This window comes from Microbacterium gallinarum (genome assembly GCF_014837165.1).
Taxonomy (GTDB): Bacteria; Actinomycetota; Actinomycetes; order Actinomycetales; family Microbacteriaceae; genus Microbacterium; species Microbacterium gallinarum.
Genome location: NZ_JACSPM010000002.1, coordinates 328,181 through 346,585, shown reverse-complemented (window position 1 = coordinate 346,585; position 18,405 = coordinate 328,181). Strand labels below are relative to the sequence as shown.

Sequence of the window (18,405 nt, the reverse complement as noted above, 5' to 3'; positions counted from 1 at the left end):
GGTCGATATCTCGACGTCGAGACGCTTTTCGCGTCATCCCACCCCCATTCGCCACCTGCGAAGGAATGCACTGTGGATCTGTACGAGTACCAGGCACGTGATCTTTTCGAGAAGTACGAGGTGCCGGTTCTCGCCGGCATCATCGCGGACACGCCGGAGGAGGTGCGGGCCGCAGCCGAGAAGATCGGCGGAGTCGTCGTCGTCAAGGCGCAGGTCAAGACCGGCGGTCGCGGCAAGGCCGGCGGCGTGAAGGTCGCGAAGACGCCCGATGAGGCCTACGAGGCCGCGCAGGCCATCCTCGGCCTCGACATCAAGGGCCATGTCGTCAGGCGCGTCATGGTCGCGCAGGGCGCGCGCATCGACAAGGAGTACTACTTCTCGGTGCTGCTCGACCGCGCGAACCGCTCCTACCTGTCGCTTGCGAGCGTCGAGGGCGGCATGGAGATCGAGGAGCTCGCGGTCGAGCGCCCCGAGGCCCTCGCCCGCGTGAACGTCGACCCGCTGCAGGGCATCGACAAGCAGAAGGCCGTCGAGATCGCCGAGGCCGCCGGGTTCGCCCCCGAGCTGGTCGACAAGGTGAGCGACGTCTTCGTCAAGCTCTACGCCGTCTACAAGGGTGAGGACGCGACGCTCGTCGAGGTCAACCCGCTCATCCTGTCGGAGGAGGGCGAGGTCATCGCCCTGGACGGCAAGGTCTCGCTCGACGAGAACGCCGACTTCCGCCACGCCGCCCACGCGCTGCTCGAGGACAAGGCCGCGGCCGACCCGCTCGAGGCGAAGGCCAAGGAGAACGACCTCAACTACGTCAAGCTCGACGGCGAGGTGGGCGTGATCGGCAACGGCGCGGGCCTGGTGATGTCGACGCTCGACGTCGTCGCCTACGCCGGTGAGAACCACGGCGGTGTGAAGCCCGCGAACTTCCTCGACATCGGCGGCGGCGCCTCAGCCGAGGTCATGGCAGCCGGCCTCGACGTCATCCTCGGCGACCCGCAGGTCAAGAGCGTGTTCGTCAACGTGTTCGGCGGCATCACGGCGTGCGACGCCGTCGCCAAGGGCATCGTCGGCGCGCTGGCCGAGCTGGGCGCGAGCGCTTCGAAGCCGCTGGTCGTGCGCCTCGACGGCAACAAGGTCGAGGAGGGCCGCGCGATCCTGCGCGACGCGAACCACCCGCTCGTGACGCTCGCCGAGACGATGGACGAGGGCGCCGACAAGGCCGCCGAGCTCGCCAACGCCTGAGCCCCAGACATCCGGAACTAGGAAAGAACAGACATGTCGATCTTCCTCAACAAGGACTCCAAGGTCATCGTCCAGGGCATCACCGGCGGCGAGGGCACCAAGCACACGGCGCTCATGCTCAAGGCCGGCACCCAGGTCGTCGGCGGCGTGAATGCCCGCAAGGCCGGCACGACCGTGCTGCACACCGACGCCGAGGGCAACCCGGTCGAGCTCCCGGTCTTCGCCTCCGTCGCCGAGGCGATCGAGAAGACCGGCGCCGACGTGTCGATCGCCTTCGTGCCGCCCGCGTTCACGAAGGACGCCATGGTCGAGGCCATCGACGCCGAGATCCCGCTGCTCGTCGTGATCACCGAGGGCGTGCCCGTCGGCGACACCGCCGAGGCGTGGGCCTACGCGCAGTCGAAGGGGAACACGACCCGCATCATCGGGCCGAACTGCCCCGGCATCATCACTCCCGGCGAGTCGCTCGTCGGCATCACGCCCGCCAACATCACCGGCAAGGGCCCGATCGGCCTCGTGTCGAAGTCGGGCACCCTGACGTACCAGATGATGTACGAGCTGCGCGAGATCGGCTTCTCGACGGCCATCGGCATCGGCGGCGACCCGGTCATCGGCACGACGCACATCGACGCGCTCGCCGCGTTCGAGGCCGACCCCGAGACCAAGGCGATCGTGATGATCGGCGAGATCGGCGGCGACGCCGAGGAGCGCGCGGCCGACTTCATCAAGGCCAACGTCACCAAGCCCGTCGTGGGCTACGTCGCCGGCTTCACCGCTCCCGAGGGCAAGACCATGGGTCACGCCGGCGCGATCGTGTCGGGCTCGGCGGGCACCGCCCAGGCGAAGAAGGAGGCCCTCGAGGCCGCCGGCGTCAAGGTCGGAAAGACCCCGAGCGAGACCGCCGAGCTCATGCGCGGCATCATCGCCGGTCTGTAGACGATTCGTACCGAAGGGGCGGATGCCGCGGCCTGCGCCGCGCGTCCGCCCCTTCGTCATGCCGGGTTAGGGTGAGGGAATGCCGCTGACCGGAGAGTACAAGCCGTCCACTTCCGACTGGGCCCGCACGCAGGCCGAGGCGTACGAGGCCTCGGGCGGACAGAAGGCGAACACCCTGCGCGGTGTGCCGATCATCGTGCTGACGTCGGTCGGCGCGAAGAGCGGCGGTCTGCGCAAGACCGCGCTCATGCGCGTCGAGCACGGGGGCCGCTACCTTGCCGTGGCGTCGAAGGGCGGGCACCCCGCTCCCCCGAAGTGGTACTGGAACATCCGCAAGAACCCGCACGTCGAGCTGCAGGACGGCGCCGTCAAGCGCGACTACCTGGCACGTGAGCTGTCGGGCGACGAGCGCACCGAGTGGTGGGCGCGTGCGGTCGAGGTGTGGCCCGACTACGACGCATACCAAGCGAAGACCGAGCGCGAGATCGCCGTCTTCCTGCTGGAGCCGGTCGAGGACTGACCCGCCGGCGCCCGGGCGCCCGGCGCCGTCTGCGGCCCGGTCGCAACGTCGGAGATCACGGCGAAACGCCGGGACGAGGCATCCCTCGTCCCGGCGTTTCTCGCGAGATCTCCGACGCTGTGCGGTCAGGCGGCGAGCAGAGCCTCCAGCGGGCCGCGCGCGAAGTACAGCACGAACCCGGCGGCGACGATCCACAGCAGCGGGCTGATCTCCTTCGCCTTGCCCGACAGCGACCGCACGATCACCCATGAGATGAAGCCCGCGCCGATGCCGTTGGCGATCGAGTAGGTCAACGGCATCACGGTGACCGCGAGGAAGACCGGCAGCAGCACCGAGAACTCGGAGAAGTCGATGAAGCGGATCTGCGCCATCATGAGCGCACCGACGATGACGAGCGCTGCGGCCGCGACCTCGGTGGGCACGATCGACACGAGCGGCGTGAAGAACATGGCGACGAGGAACAGCCCGCCGGTGACGACGTTGGCGAGGCCCGTCCGTGCGCCCTCGCCGATGCCGGCACCCGACTCGATGAACACCGTGTTCGACGAGGCCGACGCGTAGCCGCCCGCGACCGCGCCGACGCCCTCGACGATCAGCGCGGACTTGAGGCGGGGGAAGTCGCCCTTGGCGTCGGCGACGCCGGCTTCCTTCGACAGGCCCGTCATGGTGCCCATCGCGTCGAAGAAGTTCGTGAAGACCAGCGTGAAGACGAGCATGAGCGCGGCGAGCACGCCGATGCGCTCGAACGACCCGAACGAGACCTGGCCGATGAGCGACAGGTCGGGGATGCTCACGAGCGACGCGGGAAGCTCGGGAACCGAGAGCCCCCATCCGCCGGGGTTGACCCCGTCGTCGGTGAACTTCGGGCCGATGTTCCAGATCGCCTCGACGACCACCGCGAGCACGGTTCCGGTGACGAGGCCGATGAGGATGCCGCCCTTGACCTTGCGGGCGACGAGGATGCCGGTCAGCAGCAGGGTGAACACGAAGACGAGCGTGGGCACCGTCGCGACCGAGCCGTCGACGCCCAGGCCGATCGGGGGAGAGGATGCGCCGGTCGTCGTGACGAAGCCGGCGTCGACGAACCCGATGAAGGCGATGAACAGGCCGATGCCGACCGTGATAGCGAGCTTGAGCTGCACCGGCACGGCGTCGAAGATCATGCGGCGCAGCCCGGTCGCGGCGAGCAGCACGATGATGAGGCCGTTGATGACCACGAGGCCCATCGCCTCGGCCCAGGTGACCTGGCCGACCACCGACACCGCGAGGAACGAGTTGATCCCGAGGCCTGCGGCGAAGGCGAACGGCAGGCGCGTGACCAGGCCGAACAGCACCGTCATGACTCCCGCGGTCAGCGCCGTCACGGCGGCGACCTGCGTGAACCCGAGGGAGGAGCCGTCGACGTCGATCCCGCCCGACAGGATGATCGGGTTCAGGATGACGATGTAGGCCATCGTCACGAACGTCACCACACCGCCGCGGACCTCGGCGCCGACCGTCGAACGGCGGCGCGTGATCTCGAAGAAGCGGTCCACCCCGCTGCGTGGTTCGGGGGACTCTGCGGTGGTGTCGACGACGGGCGACGGGGCTGTGCTCATGAAAACCTCCGCGCTCAACGTTAGCGCTCACGCACCTGGGGTGATGACCGGGCCGGATGCCGCGACCGGCCGCACCGCCGCCGGGACGTCGGCTCGGCGCTGGGTAGGGTCGATGGCGCATGCATCGCCTCACCGTCGCCCTCCTCTCCGCCGTCGACGCCGCCATCGCGGTGGCCGTCGGCATCGCCGTGACCCTCGCCCCGCTGACGCTGCTCTTCGTCTTCACCTTCGGCACGGGCGCGGACTGGGCCGCACTGTGGCCCGCTGCGGTCACCGCCTGGCAGTTCGGCAACCTCGTGCCGCTGCTCGTGACGCTGCCCGCCGAGTATGTCGCCGCGACGGGGATCGACCCGGTCGCGGCATCCTTCACCCTCTCTCTGGCTCCGCTCGCGTTCGCGGGATTCACGATGATCTTCGCCGCGCGGTCGGGCGTGCGGGCGTCGCGCGCCGAAGGATGGGCGACGGGCGTCGTATCGGGAACCCTGGTCTTCGGCGTGCTCGCCACCCTCGCCGGCTTCACGTCGCAGAACCTCGTCGCCGACGCCGAGCTGTGGCAGGCGATCCTCGTGCCGACGCTCGTCTTCGGCCTGTTCTCGCTCGCGGGCGCCGTCGTCACGGAGTGGCGTGAGGCCGGCGCCGGCCCGGTGGCCCGGGTGCGCGACCGTGTGGAGGCCGCTCCCCACGGCTGGGGCGATGCCCCGGGGCTCGTCGCCCGCGGGACGGCGGTCGTCGTGGTCGGCCTCATCGGACTCGGCGCGGTGGTGACGGCGCTCGCGGTGCTGCTGCGCGGCGGCGAGGTGGTCGCGCTGTTCCAAGCGGGCAACGTCGACGCCCTCGGTGCCGTGGTCGTGACCCTCGCCCAGCTGGCCTACCTGCCGACTCTCGCGGTGTGGGGCATGGCGTTCGCAGCCGGCCCGGGCTTCGCCGTCGGCGACGGCACCGCCGTGTCGCCATCCGGCACGCAGACCGGCGTCGTGCCCGGCATCCCGATCCTCGGTGCGATCCCCGAGTCGACGACGCCCTGGCTGCTGCTGCTCGCGCTGGTGCCCGTCGCGCTCGGCGCTCTCGCCGGCTGGATCGCGCGGTCGCGCCTGGTCGCGACGCACGGGGGAGGCGTGCCCGCGCCTGCCGCATCGAACGACGCCGGACCCGTCGTCCTGACGGGGCTGCTCGCCTCGGCACCGGTGATCGAGCCCGACCCCGACGACCGGCCCGCATCCGGCGAAGATTCCTTCGCGGTGCGGCTCGCCATCGCGGCGGCGATCGCGGTGGCGTCGGCCGCGGCGGCCGCGCTGCTCGCGGTGATCGCCTCCGGCTCGCTCGGTCCGGGCCGCCTCGCGCACGTCGGCCCGGAACCCGGACCCGTCGCCCTCGCGGTCGGGATCGAGGTGCTCGTGGGCGCGTCGATCCTCCTGCTGTCGCCGCGCGGCCGGTCGCACGCGCACGCATCCCGCGGAGACGCCCCGAGCGCGCACACGCCGTTCGAGCCTCACGAGGAGGTTCGGGATGCTGCGCCCGCCCCGCTCGTCGACGAGAATGCCACGCTCGATCTCGGGCCCCGACGGCCCGGGTCGGGCGCGCCGGTAGACTAGCCGGGTGCTCACGGTCGCCGTCCTCATCTCGGGCACAGGGTCCAATCTGCGCGCTCTGCTCGATGCGGCCGCCGACCCCGAGTATCCCGCCCAGATCGTCGTCGTCGGCGCCGACCGCGAGGCCGAAGGCTTCGCGCACGCCGAGGAGTACGGCATCCCCGCGTTCATGGTGCCGTGGGCCCAGTTCGGCTCGCGAGAGGAGTGGGGCGCCGAGCTCGGTCGACAGCTGGCCGTATGGCGACCCGACCTGGTCGTGCTGAGCGGTCTCATGCGTCTCCTGCCGGCTCCGCTCGTCGACGAGTGGTCGCCTCGCATCATCAACACCCACCCGGCCTACCTGCCCGAGTTCCCCGGCGCCCACGGCGTGCGCGACGCGCTCGCGGCGGATGTCGAGCAGACCGGAGCCAGCGTCATCATCGTCGACAACGGGGTCGACTCGGGCCCGATCCTCGCCCAGGAGCGCGTCCCCGTGCTCCCCGGCGACGACGAGCACTCGCTTCACGACCGCATCAAGCCCGTCGAGCGGCGGCTTCTCATCGACGTCGTCCGTCGCATCGCGAACGGCGAGCTCGATCTCGAGGCCGCCGCATCCGCGGGCGCGGTCGCCGCATCGACGGCCGCCGACGGCGACGCGTCGAGATCGCCCGCTTCCTGACCCCACCCACGAGGAGATCGTCCATGGCCGGCCCGACCACCGACCCCGCCCTGTACCACCACCGCGACGTCGTCCCGATCCGTCGGGCGCTCGTGTCGGTGAGTGACAAGACCGACCTCCTCGCGCTGGCCGGCGCGCTCGCCGCCGCCGACATCGAGATCGTCTCCACCGGCTCGACCGCCGCGACGATCCGCGAGGCGGGCCACTCCGTGACCGACGTGGCGACGGTGACGGGCTTCCCCGAATCGCTCGGCGGCCGCGTCAAGACGCTGCACCCCGGAGTGCACGCGGGTCTGCTGGCAGACGTGCGCCTCGACGACCACAAGCAGCAGCTGGGCGAGCTCGGGATCGAGCCGTTCGAGCTCGTCGTCGTGAACCTCTATCCGTTCGTCGAGACGGTGCGCTCCGGGGCCGAGGGTGACGACGTCGTGGAGCAGATCGACATCGGCGGGCCGGCGATGGTGCGCGCGTCGGCGAAGAACTTCGCCAACGTCGCGATCGTCGTCTCGCCCGAGTCGTACCCCGCGATCATCGAGGCCGTGAGCGGCGGCGGGACGACGCTCAGCCAGCGCCGCGAGCTCGCCGCGCGCGCCTTCGCCCACACGTGCGAGTACGACCGCGCCGTCGCCACGTGGTTCGCCGAGCAGATCCTCGGGGAGGACGACCTGCCGCAGCACCTCACCATCAAGGCGGAGCGCCTCGCCACCCTGCGGTACGGCGAGAACTCCCATCAGCGTGCCGCGATCTACACGAGCGCCGGCGGCCACGGCATCGCCCAGGCGACGCAGCTGCAGGGCAAGGAGATGTCGTACAACAACTACGTCGACGCCGACGCCGCGTTGCGCGCCGCGTTCGACATGGTCAAGCCCGCGGTCGCGATCATCAAGCACGCCAACCCGTGCGGCATCGCGGTGGCCGCGCCCAACGCGCTCGACCCCATCGCCAGCGCCCACCTGCGCGCCCACGAGTGCGACCCGGTGTCGGCCTACGGCGGCGTGATCGCCGCGAACGGCACCGTCACGCTCAAGATGGCCGAGAACCTGAAGGACATCTTCACCGAGGTCATCGTCGCCCCGTCCTTCGAGCCGGCCGCCCTCGAGGTGTTCCGGGCGAAGAAGAACCTGCGCCTGCTGCAGCTCCCCGACGACTGGCAGCAGGAGCGCATGGATGTGCGCCTCGTCTCGGGCGGACTGCTCCTCCAGGACGCGGACCGCTTCCCGTCCGACATCGATTCGGTCGCCAAGGACTGGGAGCTCGTCTCGGGCGAGCGCCCTGCGGCGAGCGAGATGCAGAACTTCATCTTCGCGTGGAAGGCCTGCCGCGCCGTCAAGTCCAACGCCATCGTCCTGGCGAAGGCGTCGGCCACGGTCGGCATCGGCATGGGCCAGGTCAACCGGGTCGACTCGTGCCGCCTCGCGGTCGAGCGCGCCGGTGATCGTGCAGCCGGGTCGGTCGCGGCATCCGATGCCTTCTTCCCCTTCGCCGACGGGCCGCAGGTGCTCATCGACGCCGGCATCTCGGCGATCGTCCAGCCCGGCGGATCGGTGCGCGACGACGAGGTCATCCAGGCCGCTCGTGCCGCGAACGTGACCATGTTCTTCACCGGCGAGCGGCACTTCTTCCACTGAGTCCCTGCGGATCGCGGGGGAGCGCGCGCCCGTAGGCGCGTGATCGTCGTGTCCGATTTCCGCGAGTGGATGTCGGCGGTTCGTGTCAGGCTGGGGTCATGAGCAGTCCCGCCATGACGTTCGACGAGCGATACCGCGCGATCGACTCGCGCGATCGGCGCTTCGACGGGCAGTTCGTCACCGCCGTGCGCTCGACGGGCATCTACTGCCGTCCGAGCTGCCCGGCGCGCACCCCCAAGCCCTCGAACGTCACGTTCTACCCGACGAGCGCGGCCGCCCATGAGGCAGGCTTCCGCGCGTGCAAGCGGTGCCTGCCCGAGGCCGCTCCCGGGTCGCCGCAATGGAACCTCCGGGGCGACACCGCCGGCCGGGCGATGCGGCTCATCGCTGACGGAGTCGTCGAGCGCGAGGGTGTGCCCGGCCTCGCTCGGCGCCTCGGCTACTCGGATCGGCACCTCACGAGGCTGCTGACCGCCGAGCTCGGCGCCGGGCCGCTCGCGCTCAGTCGTGCCCACCGCGCGCAGACCGCGCGCATGCTGCTCGTCGGCACCGACCTGCCCGCGGCCGACGTCGCGTTCTCGTCCGGCTTCGCCAGCGTCCGCCAGTTCAACGACACCGTGCGAGAGGTGTTCGGCATGTCGCCGCTCGAGCTGCGCGCGCGGCGCCGCGTCGTCGCGGGCGACCGCACCGTCCCGGCCCCGGGAGCGATCGACCTCGTGCTGCCGCACCGCGGCCCGCTCGACGCCGGCGGGGTGTTCGACTGGATGTCCGCGCGTGCGGTCGACGGCGCCGAAGTCGCGACGCCCACGACGTTCGCCCGCACCCTCCGCCTGCCCGGCGGCCCGGCCTGGTTCGAACTCCGCGTCGACGAGGCAGGGCGCATGCGGCTGCGGGCGAGGCTCACGCACCTGGGCGATCTGTCCACGCTCGTCACGCGCGCCCGGCGCCTCTTCGACCTCGACGCCGACCCGATCGCCGTCGACGAGGCGCTGTCACAGCACCCGGAGCTCGCGCCGCTCGTCGCCGGGCTCCCCGGCATCCGCGTCCCGGGTGCGGCCGACCCGCACGAGATGCTGATCCGGGCGATGGTGGGGCAGCAGATCACCGTCGTCGCCGCACGCACGGCGCTCTCCGCGCTGACGACCGCGCTCGGCGAGACGGTCGACGGCTTCGAAGGCACCACGCGCCTCTTCCCGACGATGACCGCCATCGCCGAGCGTGGCGCCGAGGTGCTGCGCGGTCCTGCCGCCCGCGTCCGGTCGATCGTCGGCGCCGCCGCCGCCCTCGCCGACGGCGCCCTCGCGCTGACGACCGGCGACGACGCGGCCGATCAGCGCGCCGCACTCCTCGCCATGCCGGGCATCGGTCCGTGGACGGCCGACTACGTGCGCATGCGCGTGCTCGGCGACCCCGACGTGTTCCTCCCCGGCGACGTCGCCGTGCGCTCCGGTGCCGCGGCCGCCGGGCTTCCCTCCGACCCCAAGCGGCTCACCGAGTGGGCGGCCCGCACCGCGCCGTGGCGCAGCTACCTCACCGCGCACCTGTGGCGCGCGGTCCCGCCGAAGCCCGCGCGTGTACGCCGTGGCGCGGCATCCGATCTCCAGAAAGAGGCCAGCGCATGAGCGTCGCGACCATCCAGACCATCGACACCCCCGACGGCGCGTTCACGATCCTCGCCGACGACGCGCAGCGCGTGCTCGCGTCGGGGTGGACCGACGACGTGGAGCGCCTCCTCGGCCGGCTCCGGGCGGGCGACCGGCCGACGGCCGTGACCGAGGGGGTGACGGATGCCGCGGCCGCCGTCGTCGCGTACTACGACGGCGACCTCTCTGCGATCGACGACGTCCCGGTCGCGCAGCACGGCACGGCCATGCAGCTCGCGGGCTGGGACGCCCTGCGCCGGATCGAGCCGGGGCGACCGCTCACCTATGCGGAGTTCGCGACCGTCCTGGGCTCGCCCAGTGCCGTTCGGGCGGCGGCTTCGATCTGCGCGCGCAACGCACCCGCGCTGTTCGTGCCATGCCACCGCGTGCTGCGCACCGGGGGAGCGCTCGGCGGATTCGCGTGGGGGCTCGACGTGAAGCAGCGTCTGCTCGCCCGCGAGGCGGGTGTACCCGCGCTCATCGGCTGACACGCGCGCCGGTCGCCACCGCCGTCGACCTCGGGAGACAGCGGCCGCCGCCGCGCACCGCTGTCGATGGCGACCTCCGTCGGAAAACGCTTGTTGCATCCAGCGAACTCCCAGGTATAGGCTGGAGGGCTGTCGCGCTCGCCGGGCCGCGGCAGTCCCGCTCCGCTCTCACCAAGGAGGATGCCATGCACCAGGCCGCCATCGCCGCGAAGACCGTCTTCGTCCTCCGCATCGCCGGGCCGAAGCGCCTCCGCGCACAGGGGTAACAGCTCCCGTCCGCATTCCGGCGATTCCTCCGGCTCCGGCATACCGCCGCCTTCCGGAGCGTTCCCTTCACCGGGGCTCCGTCGCGCCTCGCGCACCATCCCGACCCGACGCCGGGTCATCGCACCACCTCCCACAAGGATCATGACCACCACCGCCCTCCCCGACGAGACCACTCCGTCGAAACGGTCCGAAACGTCCACCCCGAAGGCGCTCGCTCGGCTGCTGCCGTTCGCGAAGCCGGTGCTTCCGCGACTGGCGATGGGCGCGGCCAGCGCTCTCGCCGCCAGCCTGCTCGCGCTCTCCATCCCGCTCATCCTCGAGGCCATCGTCGCCGGTCCCATCGCATCCGGCGACATGAGCCAGATCATCTGGGGCTCCGCGCTCATCCTCGTCCTGGGTCTCGCTGAGGCCGTCATGGTGTGGCTGCGTCGCTGGTTCGTGCTCGGACCGGCCACCAAGGTCGAGTACGAGATCCGCCAGACGTTCTACTCCCGGCTGCAGCGGTTGCCGGTGTCGTTCCACGACAAGTGGCAGTCGGGCCAGCTGCTCAGCCGCATGATGCAGGACATCAGTATGCTGCGCCGCTGGATGGCGTTCGGCATCGTGCTGCTGGTCGTCAATGCCCTCACGATCCTGGTCGGCTCGCTGCTGATCTTCCGGTGGCACTGGCTGCTCGGCACGATCTTCCTCGTCACGAGCGCGCCGCTCTGGTACGCCGGTTATCGCTTCGAGAAGACCTACGGCTCGCTGGCGCGTCAGAGTCAGGATCAGGCCGGCGACCTCGCGACCTCGGTCGAGGAGAGCGTGCACGGCATCCGCGTGCTCAAGGCCTTCGGCCGCGGCAAGCACGCGCTGCAGAAGTTCACCCGTCAGGCTGAGACGCTGCGCGAGACCGAGCTGAGCAAGGCGCGCGCGGTCGGCTGGATCTGGTTCTGGCTCGTGCTGCTGCCCGACATCGCCTTCGCGCTGTGCCTGGGCGCGGGCGTGTACCTCACCGCGGTCGACCAGCTGTCGGCGGCCGAGCTCGTCGCGTTCTTCGCGATGGCGACGGTGCTGCGCTGGCCGATGGAGTCGATCGGCTTCCTGTTCTCCTTCACGCTCGATGCGCGGACAGCCACCGACCGCATCTTCGAGGTGTTCGACGAAGAGAACGCGATCGTCGATCCCGAGTCGCCGAGCACCATCGTCCACCCGCGGGGAGAACTCGCTTTCGAGGGTGTGCACTTCCGCTACCAGGACGCCGCCGCCCACGAGCGCGATCTGCTCGACGGCATCGACCTCGTCCTGCGGCCCGGTGAGACGATGGCCCTCGTCGGCCTGACCGGCTCGGGCAAGACCACGCTCACGACGCTCCCCGCGCGCCTGTACGACGTCACCCAGGGTCGCGTCACGCTCGACGGCGTCGATGTGCGCGACCTGACGCTCGGCGAGCTGCGCCGGCACGTCGGCATGGCCTTCGAGGACGCCACGCTCTTCTCGCAGTCGGTGCGCGACAACGTGCTGCTCGGTCGCGAGGACCTCACCCCGGGCAGCCCCGAGGCCGAGGTCGTCGTGCGTGAGGCGCTGCAGGTCGCCCAGGCCGGCTTCGTCGACGACCTGCCGGATGGCGTCGACACGGTCATCGGCGAGGAGGGCCTGTCCCTCTCCGGCGGTCAGCGCCAGCGCCTGGCGCTCGCCCGGGCGGTCGCGGCACGCCCCGCCGTGCTCGTGCTCGACGACCCCCTGTCGGCGCTCGACGTCGACACCGAGGCGCTCGTCGAGGACGCGCTCCGCGAGGTGCTGCACGCGACGACCGCCCTCGTGGTCGCCCACCGCCCGTCGACCGTCACGCTGGCCGACCGCGTCGCCCTGCTCGAAGCCGGGCGCATCACCGCGGTCGGCACGCACTCCGAGCTGCTGCGCGAGAGCGAGCACTACCGACATGTGATCTCGAGTCTCGAGGTCGAGGAAGCCCGCCTGCGGGAGAGGGAGGTGAACCTGTGAGCACCACCACCGTCACCGGAACCAGCGGTGAAGACCGCTCCGACTACACCAAGCTCGAGAGCAGGGCGATCCGCAAGCGGTCGCTGCGCCTCCTCGGCTCGCTCGTCACGCCCGTACGGCGTGATCTGTGGCTCGCCGGCGTCGTGCTCGTCGTGTCGACCATCTTCCGGGTCGCGGGTCCGGCCCTCATCGCGTACGGCATCAACCAGGCGCTGCCCACGGCCGTCGAGCAGATGAACTGGCTGCCGACGATCGGCGTCGTCGTGGTGTACCTCGTCACGGGCATGGCCGGTGCGGCGCTCATCGGCTGGTACGTCGTCGTGGCCGCCCGGCTCACTCAGGCGATCATGCTCGATCTGCGCAAGCGGATCTTCCTGCACACCCAGCGGCTCAGCCTCGAGTTCCACGAGTCGTACACCTCCGGCCGGATCATCTCGCGCCAGACGAGTGACCTCGACTCGATCCGCGAACTGCTCGACGGCGGCCTCAACGAGCTCGTGTCGGGCATCCTCTACGGCGGGTTCACGCTCATCGCCCTGCTGATGATCGACTGGCAGTCCGGCGTCATCCTCGCGGTGATGGGCATCCCGCTGTACCTCCTGATGCGCTGGTTCTACACCCGCTCGCAGGTGGTGTACCGCGAGTCCCGCGTCGTCAGCGCGAAGGTCATCGTGAAGTTCGTCGAGACCATGACGGGCATCCGCGCAGTGAAGGCGTTCCGCAAGGAGAGCCGCAACGACGAGGAGTTCGGCCAGCAGGCGAGCGACTACCGCGACGTGAACATGCGGTCGATCCGCTTGTTCGGCACGTTCGAGCCGGGCCTCATGGCGGTCGCCTCCGTCACGGTGGCTCTCGTCCTGCTGTGGGGCGCGTTCCGCGTCGTGGACGGCACGCTCCTTCTCGGCACGCTGCTGGCGGCGGTGGTCTACGTGCGCAACTTCTTCTCGCCGCTGCAGGAGGTCGCGTTCTTCCTGAACTCGTACCAGTCCGCGACGGCCGCGCTCGAGAAGGTTTCGGGCGTGCTCGAGGAGCAGCCCACGGTGCCCGACCCGGTGCAGCCGGTCGACCTGTGGAATGCGCGCGGCCACGTGCGGTTCGACGACGTGCTGTTCGGCTACTCGAACGACCGCGTCATCCTGCCGGACTTCTCGCTCGACATCCCCGCCGGCCAGACGATCGCGCTCGTCGGCACCACCGGCGCCGGCAAGTCGACCCTCGCCAAGCTCGTGTCGCGGTTCTACGACCCGACGCGCGGCTCGGTGACGCTCGACGGCGTGGACCTGCGGTCGCTGCACCCGAAGGACCTCCGCCGCGCGATCGTCATGGTCACGCAGGAGGCCTACCTGTTCAGTGGCACCGTCGCCGACAACATCGCCCTCGGCAAGCCCGATGCGACGCTCGACGAGATCCAGGCGGCGGCGCGAGCGGTCGGAGCGGATGCCTTCATCCAGGCGCTGCCCGACGGCTACGCCACCGATGTCAACAAGCGCGGTGGGCGCGTGTCGGCGGGACAGCGCCAGCTGATCTCGTTCGCGCGGGCGTTCCTCGCCGACCCCGCTGTCCTCATCCTCGACGAGGCGACCGCCTCGCTCGACATCCCGAGCGAGCGCCAGATCCAGGACGCCCTGCAGACGCTGCTTGCCGACCGCACGGCGATCATCATCGCCCACCGTCTGTCGACGGTCGCGATCGCCGATCGCGTGCTCGTCATGGAGCACGGACGGATCATCGAGGACGACGCGCCCGAGGCGCTCATCGGCGGCGACGGCCGCTTCGCCAAGCTGCACGCGGCGTGGCGCGAGTCGCTGGTCTGACGACCGCACACGGATGCCCCGGCCCGCCTTCGTGCGGCCGGGGCATCCGTCGTCTCAGTGACCCGCGGACGAGACGAAGGAGGCGAGTGGATGCCGCGGCTCGAGCTCGGCGAGGGCGAGTGCCCCGTCGATGCCCTGCCCGAGCGGCGCGACGAACCGTGCATCGTGCTGGCCGGCGCGCAGGCTGTCCTCGAAGGCGGCGCGCAGCAGCGGGGATCCGAACACGCCGCCGACCGCACACACCGCGGGGTGGTGGGTGTCGCCGACGCGGTGCAGCGCAGTCGACACGCTGAACGCCAATTCGTGCGCCGCACGTCGCAGGATGTCCTGCGACACCGCATCGCCGCGCTCGGCGAGCTGCGCCGTCGACGCGGCGAACGACGCGACGGTGCTCACACGATCGGCTGACGACTGCAGGTCGATGTACGCCTCGGACAGGTCGGGCCACCGCGCCGCAGCGACGTCACGCAGGGCGGTCGCGGGGCCGCGGCCATCGTACGCGCGCATGACGGCGTCGAGGGCCTCACGCCCGATCCAGTACCCGCTGCCGGCATCGCCCATCACGTGCCCCCAGCCGTCCACTCGAGCGACCCGGTCCGCGCCCACGGCCAGCGTGACGACTCCCGTCCCGGCCGCCACGACCGCGCCGCGGCCCGGACCCAGTGCGCCGAGGTACGACGTGGTGGAGTCGTGGGCGAGCAGCACCTCTCCGGCGCCGGCGTCGGCGACGAGCGACCGCAGGGAGGCGGCATCCGCTTCTCTCGAAGTGAGTCCCGAGACGCCGGCGGCCACGACGAGACGTTCGCCGGGCTGCCATCTCTCGACCGCCTCCCGCACGGCGGCGGCGAGCTGCGGCAGCAGCGGCTCGTGCGTGCGGATGCCCGGGAGCAGCGCGTCCTCGATCACGGACCCGGCCCGAAGCCGGAGCTTCATGCCCGTCTGCCCGGCATCGATCGCCAGTACAGTCCTCGCCGTCACTGCGCCCCTCCCGTCGCCGGATCCTCGCCCACCCTAGCGACCGAGCGACCGCGCGAAGGAGCGGAGCTGAAGGCGACGGAGCCTCGAAGGGGGAGGGGTACTCGAGGCCCCGCCGCCGGTCTCAGGAGCCCGGGCGGGCTGTGTCGCTGCTGCTGTATTCGGGTAGAGCGCGAGGGTCGATCAGAGACGGATCTCTGCGATTACTTCACCGTACTCGGTCTCGCCGACGGGAGTGAAGCCCACACGCTGGAAGAATGCCTCAGGTCCGCCTTCTCCGGCCTCGTAGATGACGGCCACGCGGTCCAGACCCCTGTTGCGCGCCTCTTCGAGGAGCTGCTCAACGGCGAAGCGCCCGACACCGCGACCCTGATCGTCGGCGTCGACGTTGATGCGCCACAGCACGGACCGGAAGTGCTCGACGGGGGAGTCGGGGTCGAAGTTCGCACTGACGAAGGCGACGACCTCGTCGCCGTCCAGCACCACGCGCTGCCACGTCGTCTGGGGGTTCACCACGGTGGCGGCGATGCCGTAGCTGACAGGAGCGAGGAACTGTTCCTGGCCGGGCTTGAGCGACAGATTGTTGACCGCCACGATCGTGGTGGCGGAGAGTTCGACGAGTCGCAGATCAGCCATACGCACAGGCTAGCCCGGATGACGCCGCCAGGCATCGTCGACCGGTCTTGTTCACGTGCGCTTTACAAAGGGATATATCTCGATGTCGAGATACTTTGCCCTTGCGATAGGCTGGAAAGACCACTGAACGGAGACGCACCCGGTGACCGATTCGACCATCATCTACACCTACACCGACGAGGCTCCGGCGCTTGCCACAGCCTCGTTCCTGCCGATTGTGAAGGCCGTCACGAGCCAGGCGGGGGTGGACGTCGAGATCCGAGACATCTCGCTCGCCGGACGCGTGCTCGCCGCCTTCCCGCAGAAGCTGACGACCGAGCAGCAGGTGGGTGACGCACTGGCCGAACTGGGCGGACTCGCGACGCTTCCCGAGGCGAACATCATCAAGCTGCCGAACATCTCGGCTTCGATCCCGCAGCTCAAGGCGGCCATCGCCGAGCTGCAGTCCCAGGGGTACGACATCCCCGACTACCCCGACGAGCCCGAGACCGTCGAGGAGAAGGACGTCCGCGCCCGCTACGACCGCATCAAGGGCTCCGCCGTCAACCCCGTGCTCCGCGAGGGCAACAGCGACCGCCGTGCCCCACTGTCGGTGAAGAACTACGCGCGCAAGCATCCGCACCGCAACAAGGCGTTCGCCGAGGGCTCCCAGACCCGTGTCGCCACGCTCGGGCACGACGACTTCAAGTCGAACGAGAAGTCCACGGTCATCCTCGCCGACGACGTGCTCTCGATCCGGCACGTCGCGGCCGACGGCACCACGACCGAGTTGAAGAGCGGCCTCAAGGTGCTGCCGGGCGAGATCATCGACGCCACCTTCCTCTCGGCCGCTGCGCTCGATGCCTTCCTCGCCGAGACGCTCGCCGCCGCGAAGGCCGACGACGTGCTCTACTCGGTGCACCTCAAGGCCACGATGATGAAGGTCAGCGACCCGATCATCTTCGGCCACGTCGTCAAGGCGTACTTCGCCGATGTGTTCGCGACGTACGGCGACACGATCGCCGAGGCGGGCCTCACCCCCAATGACGGTCTCGGTGCGATCCTCGCCGGTCTCCCGTCCGTCGAGGGCGGCGACGCCATCGCGGCCGCCATCCAGGCCGACCTCGAGCGCGGCCCCCGCCTCTCGTACGTCAACTCCGATAAGGGCATCACCAACCTCCACGTGCCGTCCGACGTCATCGTCGACGCCTCGATGCCCGCCCTCATCCGCAACGGCGGCAAGCTGTGGGGCGCCGACGGCGGCGAGGCCGACACTCTCGCGGTCATCCCCGACTCGTCCTACGCCGGCGTCTACCAGACGGTCATCGAGGACGTCATCGCCCACGGACCGCTCGACCCCGCCCGGATCGGCACGGTCCCGAACGTCGGGCTCATGGCGCAGGCGGCCGAGGAGTACGGCAGCCACGACAAGACGTTCGAGATCGCGGCGCCCGGCGTGGTGCAGGTGGTCGACAGCGCCGGCGACGTGCTGATCGAGCACGACGTCGAGGCGGGCGACATCTGGCGCGCCACGCAGACGAAGGACATCGCGGTGCGCGACTGGGTGAAGCTCGCCGTCACGCGCGCCCGCGCGACCGGCGCTCCCGCCGTGTTCTGGCTCGATGAGAGCCGCTCGCACGATGCCGCCCTCATCGCCAAGGTCGACGAGTACCTCGCAGATCACGACACCGACGGCCTCACGATCGAGATCCTCGCCCCCGCGGCGGCGACGCAGTACTCGCTCGACCGCCTGCGCAAGGGCGAAGACACCATCTCGGTCACGGGCAACGTGCTGCGCGACTACCTCACCGATCTCTTCCCGATCCTCGAGGTCGGCACGAGCGCCAAGATGCTCTCGATCGTTCCGCTGCTCGCCGGCGGCGGGCTGTTCGAGACAGGTGCCGGCGGCTCCGCGCCCAAGCACGTGCAGCAGTTGCTCGAGGAGAACTACCTGCGGTGGGACTCGCTCGGCGAGTTCTTCGCGCTCGCTGCCTCGCTCGAGCACCTCGCGACCACGACCGGAAACGTGCGCGCGCAGGTCCTCGCCGACACGCTCGACGCCGCCACCGGCACGTTCCTCGAGAACGACAAGTCACCGGGCCGTGCCCTGGGCACGATCGACAACCGCGGCAGCCACTTCTACCTGACCCTGTACTGGGCTCAGGAGCTGGCGTCGCAGAAGGCCGACCCTGCTCTCGCCGCCTCCTTCGGGCCGGTCGCCGAGGCTCTCGCGGCCCGTGAGGACGACATCGTCGCCGAGCTGATCGCCGTGCAGGGAGCGCCCGCCGACATCGGCGGCTACTACCGTCCCGACACCGCGCTGGTCGAGTCGGTCATGCGCCCGTCCAAGACGTTCAACGAGATCATCGACGCGCTCGGCTGATCAAGACGAAGAGAAGAGCGGATGCCTCGGCGCGGGGCATCCGCTCTTCTGTTCCCGGCCGCGGCCGAAACG

The 18,405-nt window shown here is 70.4% G+C and carries 14 protein-coding genes; 11 read left to right on the top strand and 3 right to left on the bottom strand.

The features are described 5' to 3' along the window. Nucleotides 1-72: 72 nt before the first annotated feature. The 3 genes from sucC to H9622_RS08530 all read left to right on the top strand — a co-directional run bounded on the left by sucC (nt 73) and on the right by H9622_RS08530 (nt 2,692). Nucleotides 73-1,236 (top strand): ADP-forming succinate--CoA ligase subunit beta, encoded by a 1,164-nt coding sequence (gene sucC / locus H9622_RS08540; protein ID WP_191765965.1) that lies wholly within the window; start codon nt 73-75, stop codon nt 1,234-1,236. Nucleotides 1,237-1,269: 33 nt separating this feature from the next. Next, nucleotides 1,270-2,172: a succinate--CoA ligase subunit alpha gene (gene sucD, locus H9622_RS08535; RefSeq protein WP_191765964.1), complete on the top strand. Its 903-nt coding sequence runs from the start codon at nt 1,270-1,272 to the stop codon at nt 2,170-2,172. Nucleotides 2,173-2,251: 79 nt separating this feature from the next. Next, nucleotides 2,252-2,692 (top strand): nitroreductase family deazaflavin-dependent oxidoreductase, encoded by a 441-nt coding sequence (locus tag H9622_RS08530; RefSeq protein ID WP_191765963.1) that lies wholly within the window; start codon nt 2,252-2,254, stop codon nt 2,690-2,692. Nucleotides 2,693-2,817: 125 nt separating this feature from the next. Here the strand turns inward: H9622_RS08530 and H9622_RS08525 are convergent, their stop codons facing one another. Next, nucleotides 2,818-4,290, bottom strand: coding sequence for an NCS2 family permease (locus H9622_RS08525; protein WP_191765962.1), 1,473 nt, complete (start codon nt 4,288-4,290; stop codon nt 2,818-2,820). Between the two features lie 119 nt (nt 4,291-4,409). Between H9622_RS08525 and H9622_RS08520 the strand changes: the two genes are divergently transcribed. From H9622_RS08520 to H9622_RS08490, 7 genes are all read left to right on the top strand, one after another. Next, nucleotides 4,410-5,882, top strand: coding sequence for a cell division protein PerM (locus H9622_RS08520; protein ID WP_191765961.1), 1,473 nt, complete (start codon nt 4,410-4,412; stop codon nt 5,880-5,882). Between the two features lie 4 nt (nt 5,883-5,886). Beyond that, nucleotides 5,887-6,537, top strand: a complete 651-nt coding sequence (gene purN, locus H9622_RS08515) for a phosphoribosylglycinamide formyltransferase (protein WP_191765960.1) — start codon at nt 5,887-5,889, stop codon at nt 6,535-6,537. A 23-nt stretch (nt 6,538-6,560) separates the two neighbouring features. Continuing rightward, the gene (gene purH / locus H9622_RS08510; RefSeq protein ID WP_191765959.1) at nt 6,561-8,165 is read left to right on the top strand and encodes a bifunctional phosphoribosylaminoimidazolecarboxamide formyltransferase/IMP cyclohydrolase; all 1,605 of its coding nucleotides are present in this window, start codon (nt 6,561-6,563) and stop codon (nt 8,163-8,165) included. Between the two features lie 98 nt (nt 8,166-8,263). After that, entirely contained in the window at nt 8,264-9,787 is a 1,524-nt protein-coding gene (locus tag H9622_RS08505) for an AlkA N-terminal domain-containing protein (RefSeq protein WP_191765958.1), read from the top strand. Then, the gene (locus tag H9622_RS08500) at nt 9,784-10,296 is read left to right on the top strand and encodes a methylated-DNA--[protein]-cysteine S-methyltransferase (protein ID WP_191765957.1); all 513 of its coding nucleotides are present in this window, start codon (nt 9,784-9,786) and stop codon (nt 10,294-10,296) included. Before H9622_RS08505 ends, H9622_RS08500 begins: the two co-directional genes overlap by 4 nt. A 408-nt stretch (nt 10,297-10,704) precedes the next feature. Next, nucleotides 10,705-12,546 (top strand): ABC transporter ATP-binding protein, encoded by a 1,842-nt coding sequence (locus tag H9622_RS08495; RefSeq protein ID WP_191765956.1) that lies wholly within the window; start codon nt 10,705-10,707, stop codon nt 12,544-12,546. Beyond that, the gene (locus tag H9622_RS08490; protein ID WP_191765955.1) at nt 12,543-14,360 is read left to right on the top strand and encodes an ABC transporter ATP-binding protein; all 1,818 of its coding nucleotides are present in this window, start codon (nt 12,543-12,545) and stop codon (nt 14,358-14,360) included. The genes H9622_RS08495 and H9622_RS08490 overlap by 4 nt, the downstream gene beginning before the upstream one ends. A 54-nt stretch (nt 14,361-14,414) precedes the next feature. On the opposite strand, the gene H9622_RS08485 is transcribed toward H9622_RS08490, so the two are convergent. Next, nucleotides 14,415-15,293 carry an N-acetylglucosamine kinase gene (locus H9622_RS08485; RefSeq protein ID WP_225221832.1) on the bottom strand — a complete coding sequence of 293 codons (879 nt, stop codon included), beginning with the start codon at nt 15,291-15,293 and terminating at the stop codon, nt 14,415-14,417. A 225-nt stretch (nt 15,294-15,518) separates the two neighbouring features. Next, the gene (locus tag H9622_RS08480; RefSeq protein WP_191765953.1) at nt 15,519-15,971 is read right to left on the bottom strand and encodes a GNAT family N-acetyltransferase; all 453 of its coding nucleotides are present in this window, start codon (nt 15,969-15,971) and stop codon (nt 15,519-15,521) included. Between the two features lie 142 nt (nt 15,972-16,113). Here H9622_RS08480 and H9622_RS08475 point away from each other — a divergent pair, with 142 nt between their 5' ends. Then, a complete protein-coding gene (locus H9622_RS08475; RefSeq protein WP_191765952.1) occupies nt 16,114-18,333 on the top strand; it encodes an NADP-dependent isocitrate dehydrogenase in 2,220 nt (739 codons plus the stop codon). Nucleotides 18,334-18,405: the final 72 nt, after the last annotated feature.